The sequence below is a fragment of the Treponema bryantii genome (assembly GCF_900111035.1).
GTDB lineage: Bacteria > Spirochaetota > Spirochaetia > Treponematales > Treponemataceae > Treponema_D > Treponema_D bryantii_C.
Genome location: NZ_FOFU01000003.1, coordinates 277,908 through 301,632 on the forward strand (window position 1 = coordinate 277,908; position 23,725 = coordinate 301,632).

The window sequence follows — 23,725 nt, forward strand, 5'->3', positions numbered from 1 at the left end:
ATAACATGTTTTAAGCTTTTCGGTGGCAATTTACTTTATTTTTTTACTACGAATTTATATATTTTATATATGAAGAAAATAAATGTTAGATTTTTTGTGATTTTGATTGCGGCAGTTTTGTGCTGTGCCGGTTATTTTGCATGGGATTATTTTGATAATAAAGAAGAGAAAGTTTCGTATGTTGATTTCTGGCAGTGTGTTGAAGCTGGAGATGTTTCTTCTGTAAAATTTGAAGGAGATACAATTCATTTTTCAGTTAAGACCAACTCGGAAAAGTTTAAGACACAGAATCCTAATTCGCCTGTTTTACAGGAAGAACTGATGAAGCGTGCAATTGAGGTGACTGTTGCTAAAGATGGTACAGAAATTCTTTCTTTGATTTTTGATTTGATTTTCTACCTCTTTTTCTTTGGTGTGATTTTTATTGCCTTCAGAAAATTTATAAGTCCGAATACCTTTAAGGTTGTTCATAAAACAGGCGTAAAGTTTGATGACGTTGTCGGTATGGATAAACTTAAGCGCGATATGGTGCAGGTAATGGAGATTATGAAAAAGCCTGCTGAGTATGCAAAGAAGGGAATTCGTATGCCAAAGGGAATTCTTCTTGAAGGCGAACCTGGAAACGGAAAAACTCTTTTTGCAAAGGCTCTTGCTGGTGAGGCCCGAATAAATTTCATTCCTGCCAAAGCAACTGATTTTGAAAGTATGTTCATGGCAATTGGTCCGCTTAAGGTAAAGCTGCTTTTTAAGAAGGCCCGCCGTCGCGCTCCTTGTATTGTTTTTATTGATGAGTTTGATGGTATCGGTACAATCAGAAATTACAACGGTTCAGCACTTGAAACTGAAAATACCCGAATTGTTACAGCGCTTCTTAATGAACTCGACGGTTTTGAAGCTTCGAATGGTGTACTCGTAATTGCTGCAACAAACAGCATTAAAGCGCTGGATCCGGCTCTTATTCGCCCGGGCCGTTTTGATGCAAAACTCACTGTTCCTTATCCTGATGAGGCAGCCCGCCGTAAGCTGGTAGAAATGTATACACGCGGGAAGGCGCCGGCAGCAGAGTGTACTGCGGATGTGCTTGCCCGTCTGTTCAACGGATATTCCTGTGCTAAAATTGCAAGCGTACTGAACGGCGCCGCTTTACGTGCCGGACAGGAAGGACGCGCAGAGTTCACTCTTGCAGATGTAAAAGCGGCGTGTTCGGAGTGTTAAGCCCGCTCTGCCAGTTCTTCCCAGCGCGGATACTTTTCTTCGAGCAGCGCTTCGATTTCTTTATAGCGTTCTCCGGCAACGCGGACTTCTTCAAAATCGCTTGAGGCCATTTTTTCTTCAAGCGATTTTTGTTCTGCTTCGAGCGCCGGGATTTCTTCGTTCAACTGTTCGAATTCTTTTTGTTCCTTGAAAGAAAGTTTTTTCTTTTGAGAAGAGGGGGAAGTCTCCCCCTGGCTCGCACTTCGTTGCTCGCCACCCTCTCCAGCGGGGGACACCCCCGCAACGCCCCCGGCAGTTGAGTTTGCTGAAGCTCGTGACGAATCTTCTTTTTCTTCTTTTCGTTTTTCTTCGCGGTAATCAATATACTCCGAACATTTTCCAACAAAGCCGCTGATATTTCCGTCTTCTTCCATGATGAAAAGACTGTCTACGGTTTTGTCCATAAAGTAACGGTCGTGGCTGACGAGCAGCAGACATCCCTGGTAACCTTCGAGGAACTGCTCGAGAATATTCATTGTAAAAATATCAAAGTCGTTTGTAGGTTCGTCGAGGACGAGAAAGTTCGGATTTTCAAGAAGAAGGCGGACAAGATAAAGTCTCTTGCGTTCACCACCGCTGAGTGTGCTTACCGGGCTGTGCTGAATCTTTCCTTCAAAGCCGAACTCTTCGAGGAACTTTGTAGCGCTCACTTCTTTTTTGCCGTCGTTGAGAGTCATATGTTCGGCGGTTTCTTTTATGTATTCAAGTACGGTGAGATTTGTATCTTTGAAAACCGGGTTCTGTGTGTAGTAGCCGAACTTTGTGTTTTCTCCGACTACTACAGTTCCACTGTCCGGAGCAATCTGACCGGTGATAATATTAAGGAAGGTTGATTTACCAGAACCGTTGTCTCCGAAGATTCCTATTTTCTGACCCTTTGTAAAGATGTAGGAGAAGTTCTTTATAACCGGAACATACTCGGGGGCGTTACGGGGGTGTCCCCCGTTAGAAGGGGTAGCGGAAGACGCGGCTGGAGCGAGGGGAAGGCTTTCCCCTTCATTTGCTCCTACATAACCTTTTGGATAATTCTTTGAAATGCCGTGAAGTTCGAGTACTTTGCCGCCGAGCCTCTTTCCCTTAACTTCAAATGTAAAGCCTTTGTCGGCCTGAAACTTTTCGCGGTTTATGAGCTGCTCGTCGCGCTGGATGCGGGCTTTAATTTTTGTACCGCGGGCACACGGACCACGCAGAAGCCACTCGCGTTCAAAGCGGAGAACGGACTCTATACGGCGTTCGGTGTTTGCTTCTATCTCAGCTTCGGTTTCTTTTTTCTCGAGGTACTGGCTGTAGTTACCAACGTAGAGCTTGAGTTTGTTGCGTGCGAGCTCGTAGATATTTGTACAAACAGCGTCTAAGAACCAGCGGTCGTGGGTAACCATGAGTACGGAGCGTTTTGTATCGTGCAGGTAATTCTGCAGCCAGAAAATTGTTGTGATGTCGAGATGGTTTGTCGGCTCGTCGAGTAGCAGAAGTTTTGTATCTTCTACGAGTACCTGAGCGAGGGCAACTTTTTTACACATACCGCCGGAAAGTGTTCCCATGCGGCGGGTCATATCTGTAATTCCGAGTGTGCTTAAAATTGAACTGATCTGTGCTTCGTAATTCCAGAGGTCACCGCTGTCCATTTTGTGCATAATCTGCTCGTAACGGGTCTGAAGGCCTGCGGACTGTTCTTTAGTCCCCATCTCCTCGCAGATTTCCTCATACTCACGGATTACCGCAAGCTTTGGAGAATTGTTCTTAAAAATATGTTCACGGATTGTATCGTCCGGATTAAAAGATGGAGTCTGTGGCAGGTAAGAAACTCCGGCCTCTTTATTTATAACTACAGTTCCTTCATCTGGTACAAGAACGCCGGCTATTGTAGCGAGCAGGGTAGACTTTCCAGTTCCGTTCCGGCCAATCAGGGCTGCTTTTTCACCTTCCTGAATACCAAAGGTTACTCCTGTAAAAAGCGGTTTTTCACGCCCGATTTTTGCCAGATTATTTATGGAAAGAATGTTCAAGGTTTACTCCGTGTAATTATCGATTTTTTGCCATTATACAGATTATTTAAAAAATATGTAACTAAAGTGACTTCAAACTGTCATTATAGTATATTGACATGTCAATTGTACTACTGTATTATATGAATAATACAGTAGTACAAAATTGTTTGTAAGGAAGTGAATTTATGAAAACACGATTTAAAAAAAAGTCAGCCTTAGTTGTGCTGATCATCTTCTCAATTCTTCAGCTCTTTGCAGAAGAAACATCAATTGAGCATTTGTATTATTACAAGCTCGAGAACGGTTTGTCGGTTTTTGTTGCAGAAAATCACTCTGCACCGCTTGTTAATATTGAAATTGCAGTTCGCGCTGGTTCTATTGCTCAGACAAAAGAAAATGCGGGCCTCTTTCATTTGTACGAGCACATGATGTTTAAGGGTAACTCAAAATATGCTAACAGCCAGGCTATGCAGACAGCTCTTAATAACATGGGCGTATCAGACTGGAACGGTATAACTTCGGTTGACCGTGTTAATTATTTTATTACAGTTCCTGTAGATCAGTTTGAGAATGGCCTTGAATTCTGGAGTTATGCAATCCGTGAACCTCTTATGGATCCGAAAGAATTTGAAGATGAAAAGAAAGTTGTTATTTCTGAAATACAGGGATATTATAGTCAGCCATCTGAGCAGATTTTTTATTTTTCTGTAAAAAGTCTTTTCCCGGAAGCTCCATGGACTTTTGACCCATGTGGTCCTGTAGAAAATATTCAGAATGCAACAGTTGAACAGCTTCGCGAAATTCAAAATAAATACTACATTCCAAATAATGCAGCAGTTTTTGTTGGTGGTGATGTAAATCCTGATGAAGCTTATGAACTTGTAAAGAAGGTGTATGGAAACTGGAAGAGAGGACCTGATCCATGGGCAGAGGCTGGTGAACCTTATGCTGCAAATCCTTTGGATGCTCCTTTATATTGTGTAATTCCTCATAATGAAATTTCTCCTCAGCTTGCACAGATTCAAATTGCCATTCATGGACCTGATTCTGATTTTGATATAAAGGATGTTGCTGTAGGTGAGGCTCTTTCTCAGATAATGCGTGATCCTAATGGTGCTTATACAAAAACTATTATGAAGAATAAAAAACTTCAGATTCCGGACAGCTCATATATCTGGGGTGGATATCAGGTATATCGCCATCATGGTATTATGACTTTTAATGCTATGGCTAATAATCCTGAAAAAAATATGCCTCAGCGTGCAAAAGATTATTATGAGACTGTAACTAAAAAAGCTTTTCCTGCAATTGAAAAAGACAAATCTCTTGAAACTAAGGAAAAACGAGAGCTTCTGCTTCAGACTCTAAAAGATAATCAGGCATGGGAAACAGAAACTGCAGATTCTCTTATTTCAACACTTTCTTATTACTGGGCTTATGCTACAAGTGATTATTATCTGAATCGCTCAGAAAATTTTAAAACAATTGAAAAGAAAGATATTGATGAGTATCTGAAGAAATATGTTTACAGCAGAAATCCTGTTGTATTTGTTCTGGTAAATCCTGCAGTTTATGAACAGACAAAAGCCGAGTTTGATGAGGCTGGTTTTGTTCAGATAACAGCTGAAAATGCATTCTGGTGGAGTAAGTAAATGAAAAAAATAAAGATCTTATTTACAGCTTTATGCTGTGTTTTATTTGCAGGAAACGTATTTGCAACTCCTTCTTCAGAAGATATAAAAGAATATTCTTTGAAGAATGGAATTCCTGTGTATTATATAGAAAATAATGAAAACTCAATTGATGATGTTTCCATTGTTGTAAAGGGTGGTCGTACCTGGCTTAAGCCTGAACAGTCTGGTCTTGAAAAAGCGCTGTTTTTAATGATGTCACGAGGTTCTGGTAAATATAATTATTATAAGAGAATGCAGATTTCTTATGAAAAGACTTCTGGAATCTTTTGTACTGATATGAATAACGCAAGTGTTATTTCATTGCAGTGTGCTAATTATTATCTCAAAGAGCTGCTTCCTGTTCTGACTGATGGTTTTATGAATCCTGTTTATCCAAAGCAGGTTTATGACATGATGATGAAAGAGTTCTCACAGGAAATTCAGTCAACATACAATGATCCATGGTCATTATTAAAAAGAACTGTTTCTGACAATATTTATAAAGGACATCCGTATGAAACTTCAACAGGTCCAACTCCAGATTCATTGAAGAATATCACAATTTCTGAAATGAAAAAACTACATAAAACAGTTTTGGATTCACGCCGTATTTGTGTAATAGCAATTACTAAAATGAATCCAGAGGAACTTGTAGAGCAGCTTAATTCCAGCCTTGGTACAATAAAAGCATTAAATACTCCGCTTCCGGAAGTTGAAGTAAAAGATGTTGTTATTTCAGGAGAGCCTGTAATTTTGACAAATCAGGCTGCAGCTGGTACTGGTTATGCAGCATGTGCTTTCCAGACTCCTTCGAATACAAGCGAAGATTATTTTGCAGCGGATCTTGCGGCAAGTATTTACAGTAAAACAATGTTCAATATTGTCCGCTCAAAATATGGAACCTGCTATTCTACAGGATCTTATATAAATGGTTCTGCTGCAGGTTATGGTTTAGAATTCTTTTATATGATTTCTAACTTGAATGATTTCCAGAAATGTGCAGAAGAGGCTCGTACTATCATGGCTTCTGGAAAATATGTTTCAAAAATAAATGATGATGGATCATATGAGTTTGCTCCTGTTTCAGAAGTTCTGCCTGGTACAAAGAATACACTCATCAATTCTATTTATAGTTCTGCAACAAATACTGGTGGAAGAGCCGCTATAGTTTGTTCAGCACTTATAGATTATAATGATATGGATGCGTATACTTCTATGGTAGATAAAATCCATGCAGTAACAGAAGATGATGTTCTTCGTGTTTTTAATAAGTACTGGATTGAGCAGCCAGCCCGCTGGTTTGCTGTAGTTGGCCCGGAATCAGAAGGAATAGAATTAAAATAGAATGAAGCAGAAGAAATCAAATAAGAAAATATTTTCTTTGATTATTACACTTCTTGTATTTGCTGGTGTAGCTTTCAGTCAGGAATGTTCAGATCCATCTCTTGATGTCGGCTACTCAGAAAACTCTCCTTTATATTTTGGGAATCCTTCTGACTCAATGCCTTCCATTGAGTCAGATAAAAACTATCTGATGGAGAGGCCGCAGTTTACGCTCAGCTATAATACTTCAACTCTGAATCCTAACTGGGTAGCCTGGCATCTTTGTCGCGATGATCTTGGAGATGCAGACCGTGCCGATACCTTCCGTCCAGATAAAGAGCTTCCATCAGAATGGTATGCAGTTCGCAAACAGGATTACAAGTTTCCGGCTTACGGCTTTGACCGCGGACATCTTTGTCCTTCAGCAGACCGAACTGCAAATACAGAAGATAATTCAATGACTTTTCTTATGACGAATATGGTTCCGCAGTCTCCGGACAATAACCGCATTGTATGGGTGGCTCTGGAAAAGTACGAGCGCGAACTGGTTTTACAGGGAAAAGAAGTTTATATTTTTGCAGGGCCATTAGGCGCTGGCGGAACTGGAGATAAAGGGTATTTTGAAGCGATTCCTGTTACGAAAAAAGATGGGACAGAACTTTCTATTACAGTTCCGGCATTTACCTGGAAAGTGCTTCTGATTCTTGATGAAGGAGAAGAGGACCTTTCTCGTGTTTCTGCTGATACCCAAATTATTGCTGTATGTGTTCCAAATGAGAAGGGGTGTGGTAAAAACGGAAGCTGGCAGCAATATCTTTGCAGTGTAGATTATATAGAAGAAAATACTGGATATGATTTCTTTGAGCTTCTGGATGATGAACTTGAATCTGTGCTTGAATCACAGGTTATGGAGTTTATTCAATAGTTAAGAATAGCTCCAGACTTTTAGAAGCAAGTTCTTCCAGATTAGCAGCTGTATAAATTTCTGCAGAATGCAGCAGGGCTTTTTTTGCTTCGGCTCTGTTTGCTTCTGTAGGTTTTCCTTTTAAAAGAATAACAGCCTTTATGTAATAATCAGCTCCAAGTGCCATTGAATTTTCAGCAAGGCGGTCATAGTGAATGGCAGTATTAAGTGCTTCAAGGGCACCTTTCTGATTTCCAGACTGAGACTGATTCTGTGCAATTTTATACCAAGTAATTCCTATTTCAGAAAGATAGCGCTGGTCTGTAAAAAGTTTTGCAGCTTCATTGTAGATTTTATCTGCTTCTTTATATCTTCCTGCAAGTCTGTAAACATCACCAAGAATACTGTCGCACTGAGCATGATTATACGGACTGTCTTTGAATACTTTTTTTGCATCATCAATTTTATCTATAATTGTTTTGAAATTTTCCTGAACTGCATTTTCTGCAATAAGAATTCTTGCTTCTCCCATAGCACAAAGAAGTTCACTTTCCTTTCGTTTTGTTGTGCTTGGTACGAGTTCATAAGCGTTTTCAACATACAGTCTTGCCTTTTCAATTTCAGGCGGATTATAGGAAAGGTACAGGCTCACATGGGCAAGAGAAACCGAAAGCTGCAAATCATAATTGTCGATGGAAAGTGCCTGAGTTCGTGCACGTGCAAGAATTTCTTCTGCCTGCTGATAGTTACCGTTTAAAATACAGGCGTTAGCAGATTCAATGGAATGTTTGCAGGAATCCTGAATAGTTGTTATAGACATCTGACGTTTTGGACCAGATGAACAGGCTGTGAAGAAAAACAAAACTGAAATGATACTTGCTGTAAGCAGATTTTTTTTCATTAGAAATTATCCTCCCTGAGTTTTGGAGCTGCATTTTCTTTTTCCGGTTTTTCAGAAATTCCATTCTTTAAAAGAGGATTATTCTTTAAGCCTTCCATTACATCCTGCATCTGTTTTAAAAGTGTCTGCATCTGTGAAATCAGAATTGAAATGCCCGGCATGTTTCCTTCTACAGAAGAGGTGATTGAATTGATATCACCCATTGTAGTATCAAGCTGTAAAAGAACGTTTGCTATAGAACCTTTTGCATTTTCATCTTCAAGCAGTTTTGGCACCAGACCAGAAGTATCGGCAGTGATTGTATTTATGTTTTCAAGAATTGCATTAACCTGTCTGAGTGTGTTTGTCAGAGGAGTCTGTTCCTTTCCTTCCAGTGCAATATTGATTTGTTTTACAAGAGTATCAATATTGCCTACAAGGGTAGTGGCCATTGCAAGAATTGTATTGATTGAATCTGTCTGTTCAACAACGCTTACCTTTCGCTGTTTAATTAAAGCTCTGGCTTCAGCACTTGAACGTTCCGGTATAAAGGAATTGTCTTCCAGCGGAATAATGCTGTTTCCCGGATAAAAAACTACAGAAGAACCAAGCGGACTGGTAAGAATTTCTATAATGGAATTATGTACAGCCTTTGCTTTGTAATCATCTGTGATATAGAAATTTACTATAACATTGTCTGAATCATCCAGTGTAAAGTTTCTGATTTTTCCGATTTCAAAGCCTTTATAGGTAATTGATTTTCCTGCGCTGATATTCGAAGCAGAAGAAATAACAGTGTAGTAATTATGTTTTGGAACAAACCATTTTTGAGTGGAGCCGATTAAAAAGATGATGAAGATTAACGCAATGATTGCGAGAAGACTCAGGATACCAACAATCTGATCTGCATACTTAATTTTAAATTTCATAAATCACCCTCATAATAATCGTCTATCTGGTTTATATCATCAAGAAGAATCTTTTCTTTAATTTCACCATCTTCAAAGTAGATTTTATCGCACAGAAATGAATTGATTAAATAATTGTCATGACTTACGTAAATGACAGTTTTATTCTGGCTGATAAAATCCTTAAGAATGGAAATAAAAAGATCCTCTGTCTTTTCATCAATTGATTCTGTCGGCTCATCTAAAAAGAGAATTTCCGGCTCACAAATTAAGGCCCGCGCAAAACTTATCTTTTTCTGTTCTCCGATTGAAAGAGATGCCGGCCTGATAATCAACGGCTTATGAAATTCAACAATCTCAGTAATCTTTTTAATTCTGTCTTTTCGTTCTGCTGCACTCATATCTGGAAAATGCAGCAGAAGCGGAAGTTCCAGGTTGTGGTATATATCCTGATTTGCCCAAAGCGCTGAATCCTGAAACATAAACGAAGCTCTTTTTCTGAAAGCCTCGTTCTGTTTGTGAGTCATGCTGTGAATATCTTTATCTTCAAAAGTAATGCTTCCCGAAGTAGGAGTAATAAGCCCCGCGAGCAGTTTAAGGGCCGTCGACTTTCCGCTTCCCGGTTTTCCAAGAAAGGCTGTAACAGTACTTTGTTCAATATAGTGAGAGATATTGTTTATGATTTTCTGACCGTTGTCTTCAAAGCAGACATTTATCATCTTAAAAATCGACATCAATAACTCCCGTCTTCCTATAAAATATACGACAGCGTTGTAATAAACGCATCTGCAATTATAATAAACAGAAACGCCTTACTTACAGCCCGAAGCCCCGCCAGCGGAATTTCAGTAGAAGCTCGTCCGGCATTAAAACCATAAAGTGTAGCCGAGCCGGAAATTATCATTCCAAACACAAGGCTTTTCAAAATCGAAATCAGTATGATTTTCAAATCAAGCGAAAGAAACAGATTCATGATGTAGTCGGAAATGCTCGTTGTAGAAATAAACTGGATTATGATGGCAGGGCAGAGCAGTCCGAAAAGTGAAAAATAAATATTCAGGAAAAACAGTGAGAAAGTAACGCCAAGAAATCGTGGAGCTGCAATATGGCTGATAGGATCAATTCCTACGGAAATATAAGCTTCAATTTCGTGGCGTACAACCATAGTACTGATTTCTGTAGCGATGGCTGTTGCAGAACGGGCTGTAACGATGAATGCAATCAGAATAGGACCGAGTTCCCTCATAATCAGAAGAACCAGAAGGTCATATTTCAGTTTGTCCTGTCCAAAGGCCGTAAGAAAAGTATTTCCAATCATAAAGACAGAAGTTCCAATTCCAGCGGCAAGAAAACAGCAGATAGGAAGTGCTTCTACATATGTAAAGAGCAGCTGCATTGTAAGGATTTTTCGTGCGGTTTTACCACGTTTGGCAAAAAAGAAGGATGCGGTTATGAGTTTGCCGAGATAACCGATCATGTATAAAAAGTTTCTGACTTTTTGTCTTAAGGAATGCCCTAACGCGGTAACCATTTTTGAATGCCTTCTTCTATATATTATATAATATACCAATACTTGAAATTTCGCTACTAATCATTTTTGTACAATTATTAAATATTTTCTTATATTTGAATCCTTTATGTTGTCATGATAAAATATTGTTATGGACACTAAAATCAAAGAATTATTATCACAACTCACACTTGAAGAGAAGGCTGGACTCTGTTCCGGTAAAGATTTCTGGCGTACAAAGCCAGTTGAAAGACTTGGTATTCCATCAGTAATGGTAAGTGATGGTCCAAGCGGTCTTCGTACTCAGGTTGAAAATGGCGTAAATGAAAATGACTCTCGTGCTGCAGTAAGTTTCCCTTCGGGATGTGCTACTGCTTCATCTTTTGACCGCAATCTTCTTCGTAATCTTGGAGAGATTCTTGGAGAAGAAGCTAATAACTATAATGTTTCAACAGTACTCGGTCCTGCTATAAATATTAAACGTTCTCCATTGTGTGGACGTAATTTTGAATATCTTTCAGAGGATCCTTATGTTGCCGGAGAACTCGGCGCGGCTTATGTAAAAGGCGTTCAGTCAAAGAATGTTGGAACTTCTGTAAAGCATTTTGCTGCAAATAATCAGGAAACAAACCGTTTCTCTGTAAGTGAAGAAGTAGACGAGCGTACTCTGCGTGAAATCTATCTTCCTGCTTTTGAAAACTGTGTAAAGAATTCAGCACCAACAACAATTATGTGCTCTTACAATGCAATCAACGGTGAACTTTCAAGTCAGAATAAATGGCTTTTGAAGGATGTTCTTCGTGATGAATGGGGCTTTAAGGGAATGGTTGTTTCAGACTGGGGTGCAGTTTACGACCGTGTAAAAGGAATTAAGGCTGATTTGAGCCTTGAAATGCCTTACAGTGGCGGCCATACAGACAATGATATTGTTCAGGCCGTTAAAGCAGGAACTTTGACTATGGAAGAACTTGATGAAGCCGTTTCTCATGTTCTTGAAATGGTTTTGAATTATACAGAACATAAGCAGAGCGGCGTTTTTGATATGGATAAAGACCATGCTGAATCTGCAAGAATTGCTGAAGAGTCTTGTGTTCTCCTCAAAAATGATAATGCAGTACTTCCAATCAAAGCTTCTGCAGAAAAGGTTCTGTTTACAGGCTGTTTTGCTGAAAATCCTCGCTATGGTGGTGGTGGAAGTTCAAAAATTAAATGCTATAAGATGACAAGTGCTGTTGATGCAGCCCGCGAAGCTGGACTTGGTGTAAAATATGTTAAGGGATATAACGAAGACTTTGTAACTACAACAGCAGCCCTCACTGATGAAGCAGTTGCTGCAGCTCGCGAAGCCGATACTGTAGTTGTTTTCGCAGGTCTCCCTGAAAGTTATGAAACAGAAGGGGCTGACCGTACAACTCTTGATATGCCACAGGTTCAGAATGAACTTATTGAAAAACTTGCTGCTGTAAACAAGAACGTAGTTGTAGTTCTTCATAACGGTGCGCCTGTTGCAATGCCTTGGGTAGACAAGGTTGCTGCAATTCTTGAATGTTACCTTGGTGGTGAAAATATCGGTACTGCACAGGTTAATCTTCTTTTTGGAAAGGCAAATCCAAGCGGAAAGCTTGCAGAAACTTTCCCTCTTCGTCTTGAAGATACTCCATGTTATCTTACATATCCAGGAAACGGACGTACCTGTGTTTACTCAGAAGGGATCTTTGTAGGTTACCGCTGGTACGACAGCCGCAAAATGCCTGTTCTTTTCCCATTCGGATACGGTCTCAGCTACACAACTTTTGAGTACTCAAATCTTAAGGTTTCAAAATCTGCTTTCAAAGATAGTGATGGGGTAGAAGTAAGCATCACAATTAAAAATACAGGAAGTGTTGAAGGTAAAGAAGTTGTTCAGCTTTATGTAAGCGATAAAACCGGCGTAGAAGTTCGTCCTGAAAAAGAACTTAAGGGATTTGATAAAGTAAATCTTAAGCCTGGTGAATCAAAAGAAGTTACTTTCAAACTGGACCGCCGTTCATTTGCTTTCTGGAACATCGATATAGATGACTGGTATGCTCCGTCTGGAAAATACATCATCAGCATTGGTGCTTCAAGCCGCGACATTCGTGCTACTGCCGAAGTTGATGTTACTTCAACTTCAAAGAAGGCATTTACAATTACTCCTCAGACAACAATGGGCGATATGCTTCGTAACCGTGAAATGGCTGCAATCATTAAGCCTGAGTTTGACCAGGCATGTCATGCTGTAATTGGTGATTTATCTGATGAAGAATTTGCTAAATTGTTCCCATTCACAAAGGATGCTATGATTGAGATGACAAAGAGTAATCCATTCCGCTTAAACCGCGGTAAAAATGGAATTACTATGGAAGATATTCTCAAACAGGTTGAAAGATATAATAAGGAATTAGACAAATAATTTTTTAGTTATCTAAAAAAAGACCTGTGATTGAGCTCGTTCAAACCACAGGTCTTTTTTTTATGCTTCAAAATGTACCATCTGTGCAACCGGTTGAACCGTCGCATATACATTTCTTGTAGCTTTGTATGGATTCTTAAAGTTATTAATCTGAGTTTTAAGCTGCTCAATATGAACGCGGAGCAGGTCACGGTTAATGGCATTTTGCTTGAGAACTCTATCCTGCAGGTCAGAAAGTTCATTCTGAATCTTAATTATATCTGCATCTTCAGCAGCAGAAACAGCTTTAGATGAATTAGCTTTGTACATTTTTGCCATAGGTACAATAACCTTCTGAAGATTTGCGATATTCTTTACAACCTGCTGCTCAAGTTCTGTGTGAGCGAGGAGGCTTTCTGGATTTTCTGAAGTAATAGAATCCTGCTGTTTTTCAAGAACAGTAAGATATTCACGGAATTTGCCGCGCTGTTCCTCTAAGAGACTTCTGAAACGGCGCAAAATAGCAACTCGTTCGTTTAATTCTTCCTGTGTGATTTCTGCCATATTGTTTTTCCCCTTACCCTACAATATTCAGTGTATTTGCAACTTTTGCAGCCGGAGCGTTTGCTGTACTGTTTGCAATAGTTCTCCATGCTCCTGCAAGATCATCAATCTTGTTCAAAACAAACTCAATTTTTGTTTTGCTATGATTGATAGTTGCATCCATCAGTTCTTCATTAAAATACACATAAAGAGACATAAGATTTCTTGCAATGTCTCCACCTTTTTCCATATCAAGCGAAACCTGGAGCTCAGTAATAATAGCCTGAGTTTTCTGAAGATAAATACCGAATTGCTCAATATCACCTGGTTTCAGCTTATCATTCTGATCAAAAAGATTAAGTGCTCCCTTTAAGTTTTTTACAGCACCTTCATAAAGTAAAACAACAAGACGTCCCTGACTTGCGGTATTTACATTAGTTTTTTGATATGCAGCATAAGCGTTCTGATAAGCCATGTCTGTTCCTCCTTGAAATACGGAATTCCGCAAAAAATGCGGGTATTCTTCTCTGATTGTCGGATAATAAAAAAATTAGTTTAGCAAAAAGATACAGTTTTTTTATAAAAAAATCGAAATTTGGCGCGACTGGGAGCCAATATATCGATTAATTTGTTTATAATATGGAAGGACCTGAGTAAGAAGTTTCTAATATTTTATTTATAATCCACTTCAAATTCGAATTTAGTGGAAAAAAACAAATATCTTTACTATATTTATAGTAACAAACGAATTTTTACTCAGGATACAGCGATGGCAGAGAATCAGAACGAAAACCAGAACACGAATAACAATGACGAAAACGATCCATATAAGTTTTTCAAGTTCCCTGGACCGGAAAATAATGATGATAAGAATAAAAACAAGAAGAATAATGGCAAAAAGAAGCTTCCTTTCTGGCCAATTCTTCTGCTAACTCTTTTTGTAGTTGCTATGGCAGAGGTTTTTCTCTTCCCTAAGAATGATGATTTAATTGATTATTCTGATTTCAAGGAGAAAATTGAGAGGGGCGAGATAAAATCTGTAGTTATAAGCGACAGCTATTTTATAGGCTACGGAAATGTCATTGAAACAAAAGCAGAGGGCAAAGGTCTTAAGCTTTTTAATGCTCCTTCTGTAAAATCTGCTGTTCAGTATAAGACTTCAGCAGTGCTTACTCAGAGCTTCCTTGATTTCCTTGAAGAGAACAATATTCATTATAAGTTTGCTGCAAAGCAGAATAACTGGTTCCTGCAGCTGCTTTTGAATCTTGTAGTTCCATTTGGACTTATTTTCCTGCTTTACTTCTTCCTTTTCAGAAAGATGGGCGGCGGTTCAGGCGGAATGGGAAGTATTTTCAGTGTCGGTAATTCCCGCGCTAAGGTTGTTGAAGAAGGAAAAATCAAAACCCGCTTTACAGATGTTGCAGGTGTTGATGAGGCTAAGGAAGAACTTGTAGAAGTTGTTGATTTCCTTAAGTCTCCTAAAAAATATACAGATATCGGTGGAAAGATTCCTAAGGGAGTTCTGCTTGTCGGTGACCCTGGAACCGGTAAAACATTGCTTGCCCGCGCTGTAGCAGGAGAGGCTGGAGTACCATTCTTCAGTATTTCCGGTTCAGACTTCGTAGAAATGTTTGTCGGAGTTGGTGCTTCTCGCGTCCGCGACCTCTTTAAGCAGGCCCGTGAAAAAGCTCCTTGTATTGTATTTATTGATGAAATTGATGCCCTCGCTAAGAGCCGTGCAAACGGATTCTCTAGCAACGACGAGCGTGAACAGACATTGAACCAGCTCCTCGTTGAGATGGATGGTTTTGATAACGAAAAAGGTTTGATTGTTCTTGCAGCTACAAACCGTGTAGACGTTCTTGACCCTGCAATTCTTCGTCCTGGCCGTTTTGACCGCCAGGTTCCGGTTGAAAAGCCGGATGTTAAGGGTCGCGAGGAGATTCTCCGCATCCATGCAAAGAACGTAAAACTTGATAAGGACGTTGATTTTGAATCGGTTGCTCACGGAACTACAGGTTTTGCCGGTGCAGACCTCGCAAATGTAGTAAACGAAGCTGCTCTTCTTGCAGTTCGCAATGGTCGCAAGAAGGTAACAATGGAAGATTTCAACGATGCTATCGATAAGGTAAGCATTGGCCTTAAGAAAAAGAGCCGCAAGGATAATAAAAAGCAGATGCGCCTTGTTTCTGTTCACGAGACAGGCCATGCTCTTGTTGCAGCCTTTAATCCGGACCACGAGCCTGTAAATAAGATTACAGTTGTTCCACGAAGCCATGGAGTAGGCGGATTTACACAGTACCGCGAAGAAGGCGAAGAAAAGTTCAATATGACTCGTAAAGACATGATGGACGAAATCGACAGCCTGCTTGGTGGACGTGCCGCAGAAGAGGTTATCCTTGGTGATATTTCTACCGGTGCTTCTAACGATATTGCCCGTGCAACAGATATCATCAAGCGCATGATTACAGACTTTGGTATGTCAGACAAGTTCAAGAACATGACACTTGGAAAGGGCGTACTCGGAACTCGTGGCGGTGATGCAAACCTCATCCGTGAGTTCAGTGAACAGTCACAGAACTATATTGATGAAGAAATTGCCCGTATCATGAACGAACGCTACAATTACGTAGTAAAACTGCTTAAACAGCACAAAGATCTTCTTGAATATATTGCAAACCGCCTGGTTGAGATTGAAACAATGGACGGTAAAGAGTTCTATGAGATTGTAAAGGGCGAAGCTCATTGCAAGGAACTCACTGAAAATGCTGGTAAGAAAGAAAAAACTTCTGAGACTTCAAAAGAATCTTCTACAGCGAAAAAGTCTAGAGCTCCACGTAAAACTAAAAAAGAAGAGTAAGTTAGCATTTTAATCAACGGGCTTCCGCTATTTGCAGTTTTGAGCAGCGGAAGCCTTTTTTTTATATAAGTAGACTACAATGCATTTTCGCTGTATAATACACTGATATGAAAAAGCTAATTATTTCTTTCTGTGCACTTTTTGTTTCAACTGTTTTATTCGCACAGAATATTACAACTGCTAGTGCATATTTTAAGACTATTTCCGAATATTACGGTACTATCAAAGATTACGAAGTAGATTTTGAAATCAGAATAGAAAAGACAGAATCAAGAGGAAAACTTTCCTTTAAGGCTCCTAATCTTTTGAGAATGGATTATACAAATCCTGAAGAGCAGGTAATCTGCTTTAATGGTGATATCCTTACAATCTATATTAAAGAGCCGGCCGAGGCTGTTCTTCAGCAGCAGGTAACTCCTGGTTCAAGTGGAAGTGCATCAACACTTTCAACACCTCAGGGACTGTCTCTTATGTCTCGTTATTACACAGTTGCTTATGAAACTGGTCAGAATCCAGAGCCTTTGGAAGAAGGTTCTGATGAAATGGTAGTAAAACTGATTCTTACAAGAAAGAGCGCTTCAGAAGCCTTCAGATATATTAAGCTTGCAATCAACAACGAAACAAAGCTTATTCGCCGTATAGAAGCTGTTACTCCTAAAGGAGAAGAGTTCGTTTTTGATTTCTATGATTATGTACTGAATCAGAACCTTTCTGAGCAGCGTTTCGTTTACGACGCTCCTTCTTCTGCAAATAATTATAACAACTTCCTGTTTTCGGAGTAGTGTGGTATGGAAAGCTACGGTGAACTTTTAAAAACAACCCGCGAAGCAAAAGAACTTGACCTTGACCGTGCAAGTCGCGAAATCTCTATAGAAAAAAGATATCTTGCAGGACTTGAAGCAGAAGATAATGCTGTTTTTCCTGGCGAAGCTTATATGGTTGGCTTCTTAAAGAATTATGCAGATTATCTTGAACTTGATTCAGAGTTTATTTTAAAGCTTTACCGTAATAAGCAGATTCAGGAATCTCCGCTTCCACAGGGGCTTTATGAACCTCATAAGCCACGTTACTTCCTTCCGGCAATTATAATTCCTTCTGTACTGCTTGTTGCAGTCGTTGCTGTTGTTCTGACTCTTCTCGTATTAAAAAAGAAGAATAATATTGAAGATGGTGTTGTAGTTTCCAGCGGTGTAAAAAATCGTCAGTATGAGCTTTCTGATAAAAAGTTTACACAGCGTGTTTATAAGGGCGACCAGCTTTTTATTCCTACAGAGAACGATGGAAAAATCATTCTTACTGTTAGAGATACTCTTTCTGCCTTTGGTATTGATACTCCTTCCGGAGTTTTCTATATCGAACTTGCAGAAGAATCAGAACTTGATATTAACGGTGACAATGCATCTGATATGATTGTCTACGTTTCTGATATTTCCTCTACTGATGAAAGCCGCGGTGCAGAAGTTAGTATTCTGCTCCGTCATGGTCTTGCTGTAGATACAACTGTAGTTGCTGCAGAAGAAATTCCGTTTGCTTCTGAAGTTAAGTCTTCGCATCCTTACAAGGTTATTCATGAGGACAACAGAGCTTATCCGTTTACAATCAATGCAAGCTTCCGCGGTCCTTGTCTCTTCCGCGATCGCGTGGATAATTCTCAGTCGGTTGAATCTTATTTCGCGCGCGGTGACTTATTCACTGCAACTCCACGTAATGGTATCCGCCTGTGGATGTCTAACTTCAATACTGTAAAAATTACAATTATTGCAGACTCTAAATCCTTTGACCTTGATATTGGTACTGCCGGTCAAATTTTTGTTGAAGATATCAAGTGGATTAAAGATACAGACGGTAAGTATAAGCTTGTCGTTATAGAATTGGACTAATTAAACCTATGAAATTTTTTATCGACCAGCACGGTTGTGCTAAAAACCAGACAGACGGAGAGCTGTTGGCAGGCTTTTTGATGGAGAAGGGGTATAAACTTACACTGAATGCCAGCGAAGCTGATTTTATCTTTGTTAATACCTGCGGTTTTATTCAATCTGCCAAAAAAGAATCAATTGATGCAATTTATGATATCAAAAAGGCTTATCCGGATGCCAGAATTATTATGACTGGCTGCCTTGCAGAACGCTATGCAAATGATCTTATAGAACAGATGCCTGAACTGGATGGTGTTTTTGGAAACGGTGACCTTTCAAAAATCTGCAGCTTTATGAATAAGGTTCGTAAAGAACGTGTTGCTCAGACTTTTAGTCAGGAAGGTGTGTGCAGCGGAACCCGTCCGGTGCTCTTTAATTTCCCTGGCAGCGCTTTTGTAAAAATAACTGAAGGCTGTTCAAATCACTGTTCTTTCTGCGCAATTCCTTTAATTCGTGGTGAGGTAAGAAGCCGTCCGGAAGCAGAAATTCTCGACGAAGTAAAGCAGCTTATTTCAGACGGTGTTTACGAAATCAATCTGATTGGACAGGATCTTGCCGTTTACGGCAAGGAATTCGGTACTTCACTTGCCAAGCTTTTGACTAAGCTTTCAAAAATCAAGGGAGATTTTATTGTTCGTCCGCTTTATATTCATCCGGATCATTTTACAGATGACATTATTGAAGCAATTAAAACTTCTCCAAAACTTCTTCCATATTTTGATATTCCGTTCCAGAGTGCAGATGATAAAATCATTCGCGCAATGAATAGAACCGGCTCATACGAGCAATACACAAGCCTTGTAAAAAAACTCCGTCGTGAGTTACCGGGCGCTGTGCTCCGAACAACCTTCCTCACAGGTTTCCCTGGCGAAACAGACGAGGCTGCAGAAAATACCGCCCGTTTCCTTCAGGAAATTCAGCCGGACTGGTCTGGCTGTTTCCCTTACAGCCGCGAAGAAGATACTCCGGCCTATAAAATGAAGCCTCGTGTTCCTGCAAAGATTGCCAAAGCCCGTGCAAATCATCTCGAAGAACTTCAGGCGGAAATCACCCGTGAGCGCCTTGAACACTATGTTGGTCAGGAACTCAATATTCTTGTTGAAGAAATCGTTTCTGGTGTAGAGGGTGATGCTGCCGCAGAAGGGCTTGCAATCGGCCGTGCCTGGTTCCAGGCTCCGGAAGTTGACGGTTCTGTAGTAATCCGTTATGACCTGGATGACAAAAAGGCTGTAGAATCAATAATTCCTGGCGGGGTAGTAACTGTAAAAGTTCTCGCAAATACTGGAGTAGACCTCGATTCCCGATTTATTAAAAATTCTAGAAAAATTGATAAAAAAAACGAGCGAAAATTCATTTTCTAGTGTATAATTTACAAATCGGACACAAAAATGAAGGTTATAGCAGTTTTAATTCCGACATTTTCAACTGAGTACAATCTGGATATTCTTAGTGGTATTTCTGATTATTTTCGAGGCAAAGATGCTAAGGTTGTTCTTATTCAGACAAGAATTCCTGGCATAAATACAGGAGCCTTTGACTATCAGTTTTGTACAGGATTTGAATATGCTAAATCAGAAGAAGTAGATGCTGTAATTTGTGTAAGCGGTGTTTATGCTTCTGAGATGCCTGAAGATAAACTTCGTGAAATCCTCAAATGTTTTGAACCACGTCCGGTAGTTTCAATTAACCTCGATCCAAAAACAAGAAACAGTTATGTGATTCAGGCAGACTGCCGTAAAAGCTTTAAGGAAATTGTAAGTCATCTTAAAAAAGTTCATGACTGCAAGAAAATTGCTTTTTTCTCTGCCAATGAAACAAAATCAAAAGAAGCTCTGGAACGATATGATGCTTTTACTGCTGCACTCGATGCCTGTAAGCTTACCTTTTATCCTGAACTTGTTTTTGATGGCGCATTTACTGATTTTAAGGCTTATGATGCAATTAAAGCACATTATAAATCTAAAAATGAAATAGATTTTGATGCTATTGTCTGTGCCAATGATATGATGGCTTCGGGCTGTATGCGTGCTCTGGAAGAACTTGGTGTAAAAGTTCCTCAGGAAGTAAAGGTTACAGGCTTTGATGATGCTATTGTGGCATCTATGCATTCTCCAAAACTTACAACTATCAACCAGGATATTTATAGTCAGGGGTATGAAGCTGCAGAAATTGTAGACCGCGTTTTATCCGGTGAAAAGATGAAGAAGGCGTATTTTAATCCTCTCGTTCCAAAATTCCGTCAGTCTTGCGGCTGTATCAGTCTGGATCATTCACTTCCTGTATATAAAAATGTTGAAGGTGAACTTCGTTCTGATGTTAACGATAAAACTGATGGAGTCATGCAGTTTGTAAACGCACTGGGCGAAAAAAATGTTGTTGTAACATTATTAGATACAATCCGGGGCTTTAATACTCTCAAGCAGATGTTCTTCAGCCTTAAATATATTGTAAAGCAGTGTGCAATGAGTGGTATGGCTATTCATTTCTTTAAGGATGTTCAGATTATTGATTCTGAGCAGGAATTTGTCCTTCCTAGAGAAGCTGAACTTCACATGTTTTACACTAATCAGAAGAATGTTGAATTCTTCAGACCAGGGCTTACTGTAAATCCTCATGAAAAGATTTTTTCAGCCCGCTCAATGGAAGATATAAGCGGAATATTTATTTTGAATCCGATTTTTATGGGTGAAGCAAATTACGGTTATATGCTTTGTCGTATAAACGAAAATAAATTTGCAGATTACAACGTTTACTTAAAAATCATCATAAATGCAATTGCTCAGGCTTATGATTATACCGGTAAGATTCAGGAAGGCCGAAACCTTGAACGCGAAAATACTGATCTTGCTTTACAGTCTCGCATGGATGAGCTGACTGGTATTCTCAACCGCCGCGGCTTTATTGAACAGGGACAGGCAGCTCTCGATCTTCTGCAGGAAACAGATACATCTGGTGTCATTTTCTTTGCAGATATGGATGACCTTAAGAAAATCAATGATACTTATGGTCATGAAATGGGTGATAAGGCAATTATGCTTCAGGCAAGGGTTCTGAAAGATATTTTCCGTTCTTCAGATGTTGTCGGTCGCCTTGGTGGTGATGAATTTGGAATTGTTGCTCTTGGAATGAAAATCGGTTATGTTGAAAAAACAAGACTTAAAATACAAATGCTCTGTAAAAAAGTTTCTATAGAAAATCAGCTGCCGTTTACACTTTCAATAAGTCTTGGAGCAGTAGACCTTCAGAAATCAAGTGTTCTGAAGCAGCTTCTTTCCGAAGCAGATAAAGAACTTTATAAAGAAAAAAAGAAGAAACATGACAGAAAATAACTATCTCGACTCACTAAACGAAGAACAGAGAGCTGCCGTTGTACACGAGGGCTCTCCTCTTTTAATTCTTGCGGGTGCCGGTTCCGGAAAAACCCGTGTAATTACTACTAAGATTGCGTATCTTATTAAAGAAAAGAATATTGATCCATGGAGTATTCTGTCGGTAACCTTTACTAAAAAGGCTGCCAATGAAATGCGTGAACGTGCAGTTGCAATTGATGAACGTGCTGCTGATGCAAAAATCCAGACCTTCCACTCTTTTGGTGCCTGGTTCCTTCGTAAATATGCTGAGCACGCAGGCCTTGAACCATCCTTTACTGTTTATGATGATGATGACGTTGCGACTCTTATAAAAAAAGCAGAACCTTCGCTTTCTACAAAAGAAATAAGAACCGCCGCTCATCAGATTTCGCTGGCAAAAGATTACTGCCTTACTCCAGAAGATGATTTAAGCATTATTGGAAGTGAGTTTGACCTCAACGATATCTATTCTAAATATCAGAAACGACTTCGCGCTACAGGTAATGCTGATTTTGGTGACCTCATTATGCTGCCGGTTCAAATTCTTGAAGCGTATGAGGAAATTGCTGATTACATCCATAACCGATTTAAGGTAATTATGGTTGATGAGTATCAGGACTCGAATATTGCACAATATCGGCTTTTGCAGGCTCTTTCGGGAGTTAAGCAGGGCAGTGATACCTATGTCTGCGTAGTAGGTGATGATGACCAGTCTATCTATAAATTCCGCGGAGCTGAGGTAGAAAATATTCTGACCTTCCCGGAAAAGTTCCCGGGAACAGAAATCATTAAGCTTGAGAGGAACTATCGTTCCACAGCGAATATATTAAACGCGGCAGGTCTTGTCGTAAAAAAGAATCATCATGGAAGCCTTGAAAAAACTTTGGTTGCAGATCGTGAGGGCGGTGGAAAGCCTGTGCTTGCTTTTCTGCCAGATCAGAATGCTGAAGCAACCTTTACGGCAGATCTTGTAATGAAATCACTTGCCGGAGGCGCAAAGTATTCTGATTGGGCCGTAATGTATCGTACTAATGTCCAGTCTCGTTTATTCGAAATTGAATTTGCACGCAGAAAAATTCCTTATGTAGTTTTTGGATCTCTTGGATTTTATGAACGTGAAGAAATTAAGGACGCTCTTGCATATATTTCTTTCTTTGCAAATCATAAGGATGAAATCTCGTTCCGCCGTATTATCAACAAACCGACTCGCGGAATAGGAGACAAAACTCAGGATAAACTTATGGCAAGTGCTGTTACTTTGAAAGGAGACGGTAATCCTATTTTTTCTGATTTACTTGAAAATATCAAAAATCATAAAGATAGTCTTTCTAAAAAAGCATCTGAAGGGGCTTCTGGTTTTATAAATCTTTTTGATACGCTTGCAGGCTGCTTTGATGAAAATAAACCGCTTTCAGATTTTATTGAGCGTGTAATTCATGATTCTGGTCTTGATGAATATCATAAAGCAGTAGACGAAATTGAAGGAACTACACGCGCACAAAACCTACAGGAACTTATAAATAGTGCTGTTCATTATGAATGTACATTAGATGGTCTTGTAAAATTCCTAGATACAATAAATCTCGATCGAACTATGACAGAAGAGAATGAGGCTATAGGTGATAATTATGTTACCCTCATCACCCTCCATAACACAAAAGGTCTGGAGTATAACAAGGTAATCATAACAGGTCTTGAAGAAGGTGTATTCCCGCGAATGGAAAAGACAGGGGCAGAACTTGAAGAAGAACGCCGTCTTTTCTATGTTGGAATTACCCGTGCCCGCGATGAACTTTATGTGACCTCGACGGCAAAACGCTGTCTTTATGGACGCTGGGATTTTATGCGTCCAAGTCCGTTCATAAAAGAAGCAGCTGAGGCATTTACAGTAATAGGTCAGGCTCCTTTCGGCTTTTCAGTAAGGAAAACTTCGCCTTATGGTCAATTCGGCCGCGATGCATCAGCCTTTTCGAATACTTCAGATGATACTTCCGAAGATGATTCACTGGTATCAAAATGGAAAAAGGGAACACATGTCTATCATGATGATTATGGTGATGGTGCTGTAGTTGCTGCTTATTCAAATTCCGGCGAGTATGTAATAGAAGTTCAGTTTGCAAATGGCGGAAAAAAGAAGTTTTTGCCGAAATATCAGGCAAAATCGCTGCAGGTAATAAAAGATTAGACAAATTACAAAAACTAG

Annotated in this window: 18 protein-coding genes; 11 read left to right on the forward strand and 7 right to left on the reverse strand. The window is 39.6% G+C overall.

From position 1 onward, the window contains the following. The first annotated feature begins 69 nt into the window (after nt 1-69). Entirely contained in the window at nt 70-1,215 is a 1,146-nt protein-coding gene (locus tag BMY21_RS07650; protein WP_074642460.1) for an FtsH/Yme1/Tma family ATP-dependent metallopeptidase, read from the forward strand. Here BMY21_RS07650 and BMY21_RS07655 read toward each other — a convergent pair. Then, nucleotides 1,212-3,260, reverse strand: coding sequence for an ABC-F family ATP-binding cassette domain-containing protein (locus BMY21_RS07655; RefSeq protein WP_074642462.1), 2,049 nt, complete (start codon nt 3,258-3,260; stop codon nt 1,212-1,214). The two genes, BMY21_RS07650 and BMY21_RS07655, sit on opposite strands and share 4 nt — an antisense overlap. Before the next feature lie 167 nt (nt 3,261-3,427). Here BMY21_RS07655 and BMY21_RS07660 point away from each other — a divergent pair, with 167 nt between their 5' ends. The 3 genes from BMY21_RS07660 to BMY21_RS07670 are packed head-to-tail and all read left to right on the forward strand — an operon-like array spanning nt 3,428 to nt 7,163. Next, complete coding sequence (locus tag BMY21_RS07660; protein ID WP_074642465.1) at nt 3,428-4,894, forward strand: M16 family metallopeptidase; 1,467 nt, start codon at nt 3,428-3,430, stop codon at nt 4,892-4,894. Beyond that, nucleotides 4,895-6,259, forward strand: a complete 1,365-nt coding sequence (locus BMY21_RS07665) for a M16 family metallopeptidase (RefSeq protein ID WP_074642468.1) — start codon at nt 4,895-4,897, stop codon at nt 6,257-6,259. A 1-nt stretch (nt 6,260) separates the two neighbouring features. Beyond that, a complete protein-coding gene (locus BMY21_RS07670) occupies nt 6,261-7,163 on the forward strand; it encodes a DNA/RNA non-specific endonuclease (RefSeq protein ID WP_074642470.1) in 903 nt (300 codons plus the stop codon). Here BMY21_RS07670 and BMY21_RS07675 read toward each other — a convergent pair. From BMY21_RS07675 to BMY21_RS07690, 4 genes are read right to left on the reverse strand one after another with little or no spacing between them, the layout of a single operon-like run. After that, entirely contained in the window at nt 7,153-8,043 is an 891-nt protein-coding gene (locus BMY21_RS07675; protein WP_074642473.1) for a tetratricopeptide repeat protein, read from the reverse strand. The genes BMY21_RS07670 and BMY21_RS07675 overlap by 11 nt on opposite strands. Beyond that, the gene (locus BMY21_RS07680) at nt 8,043-8,951 is read right to left on the reverse strand and encodes an MlaD family protein (RefSeq protein ID WP_074642475.1); all 909 of its coding nucleotides are present in this window, start codon (nt 8,949-8,951) and stop codon (nt 8,043-8,045) included. The genes BMY21_RS07675 and BMY21_RS07680 overlap by 1 nt, the downstream gene beginning before the upstream one ends. Next, nucleotides 8,948-9,664: an ATP-binding cassette domain-containing protein gene (locus BMY21_RS07685; protein WP_074642477.1), complete on the reverse strand. Its 717-nt coding sequence runs from the start codon at nt 9,662-9,664 to the stop codon at nt 8,948-8,950. The genes BMY21_RS07680 and BMY21_RS07685 overlap by 4 nt, the downstream gene beginning before the upstream one ends. A 17-nt stretch (nt 9,665-9,681) precedes the next feature. Further along, nucleotides 9,682-10,407, reverse strand: coding sequence for an ABC transporter permease (locus BMY21_RS07690; RefSeq protein WP_256210324.1), 726 nt, complete (start codon nt 10,405-10,407; stop codon nt 9,682-9,684). A gap of 184 nt (nt 10,408-10,591) precedes the next feature. Between BMY21_RS07690 and BMY21_RS07695 the strand changes: the two genes are divergently transcribed. Continuing rightward, a complete protein-coding gene (locus BMY21_RS07695; protein ID WP_074642481.1) occupies nt 10,592-12,871 on the forward strand; it encodes a glycoside hydrolase family 3 C-terminal domain-containing protein in 2,280 nt (759 codons plus the stop codon). A 60-nt stretch (nt 12,872-12,931) separates the two neighbouring features. Here the strand turns inward: BMY21_RS07695 and flgN are convergent, their stop codons facing one another. Beyond that, nucleotides 12,932-13,414: a flagellar export chaperone FlgN gene (flgN, locus tag BMY21_RS07700; protein ID WP_074642484.1), complete on the reverse strand. Its 483-nt coding sequence runs from the start codon at nt 13,412-13,414 to the stop codon at nt 12,932-12,934. 13 nt (nt 13,415-13,427) lie between these two features. Further along, nucleotides 13,428-13,868: a flagellar export chaperone FliS gene (gene fliS, locus BMY21_RS07705; protein WP_074642487.1), complete on the reverse strand. Its 441-nt coding sequence runs from the start codon at nt 13,866-13,868 to the stop codon at nt 13,428-13,430. 294 nt (nt 13,869-14,162) lie between these two features. Between fliS and ftsH the strand changes: the two genes are divergently transcribed. The 6 genes from ftsH (at nt 14,163) to BMY21_RS07735 (ending at nt 23,707) form a co-directional block, all read left to right on the forward strand. Beyond that, nucleotides 14,163-16,253, forward strand: a complete 2,091-nt coding sequence (gene ftsH, locus BMY21_RS07710; RefSeq protein ID WP_074642489.1) for an ATP-dependent zinc metalloprotease FtsH — start codon at nt 14,163-14,165, stop codon at nt 16,251-16,253. A gap of 107 nt (nt 16,254-16,360) precedes the next feature. Further along, nucleotides 16,361-17,035, forward strand: coding sequence for a LolA family protein (locus tag BMY21_RS07715; RefSeq protein ID WP_074642492.1), 675 nt, complete (start codon nt 16,361-16,363; stop codon nt 17,033-17,035). Between the two features lie 6 nt (nt 17,036-17,041). Further along, nucleotides 17,042-18,133 (forward strand): helix-turn-helix domain-containing protein, encoded by a 1,092-nt coding sequence (locus BMY21_RS07720; RefSeq protein ID WP_074642494.1) that lies wholly within the window; start codon nt 17,042-17,044, stop codon nt 18,131-18,133. An 8-nt stretch (nt 18,134-18,141) separates the two neighbouring features. Beyond that, entirely contained in the window at nt 18,142-19,533 is a 1,392-nt protein-coding gene (gene rimO / locus BMY21_RS07725) for a 30S ribosomal protein S12 methylthiotransferase RimO (protein WP_074642497.1), read from the forward strand. 27 nt (nt 19,534-19,560) lie between these two features. Further along, nucleotides 19,561-21,501: a diguanylate cyclase gene (locus tag BMY21_RS07730; RefSeq protein WP_074642499.1), complete on the forward strand. Its 1,941-nt coding sequence runs from the start codon at nt 19,561-19,563 to the stop codon at nt 21,499-21,501. After that, the gene (locus BMY21_RS07735; protein ID WP_074642502.1) at nt 21,488-23,707 is read left to right on the forward strand and encodes an ATP-dependent helicase; all 2,220 of its coding nucleotides are present in this window, start codon (nt 21,488-21,490) and stop codon (nt 23,705-23,707) included. The genes BMY21_RS07730 and BMY21_RS07735 overlap by 14 nt, the downstream gene beginning before the upstream one ends. Nucleotides 23,708-23,725 lie beyond the last annotated feature (18 nt).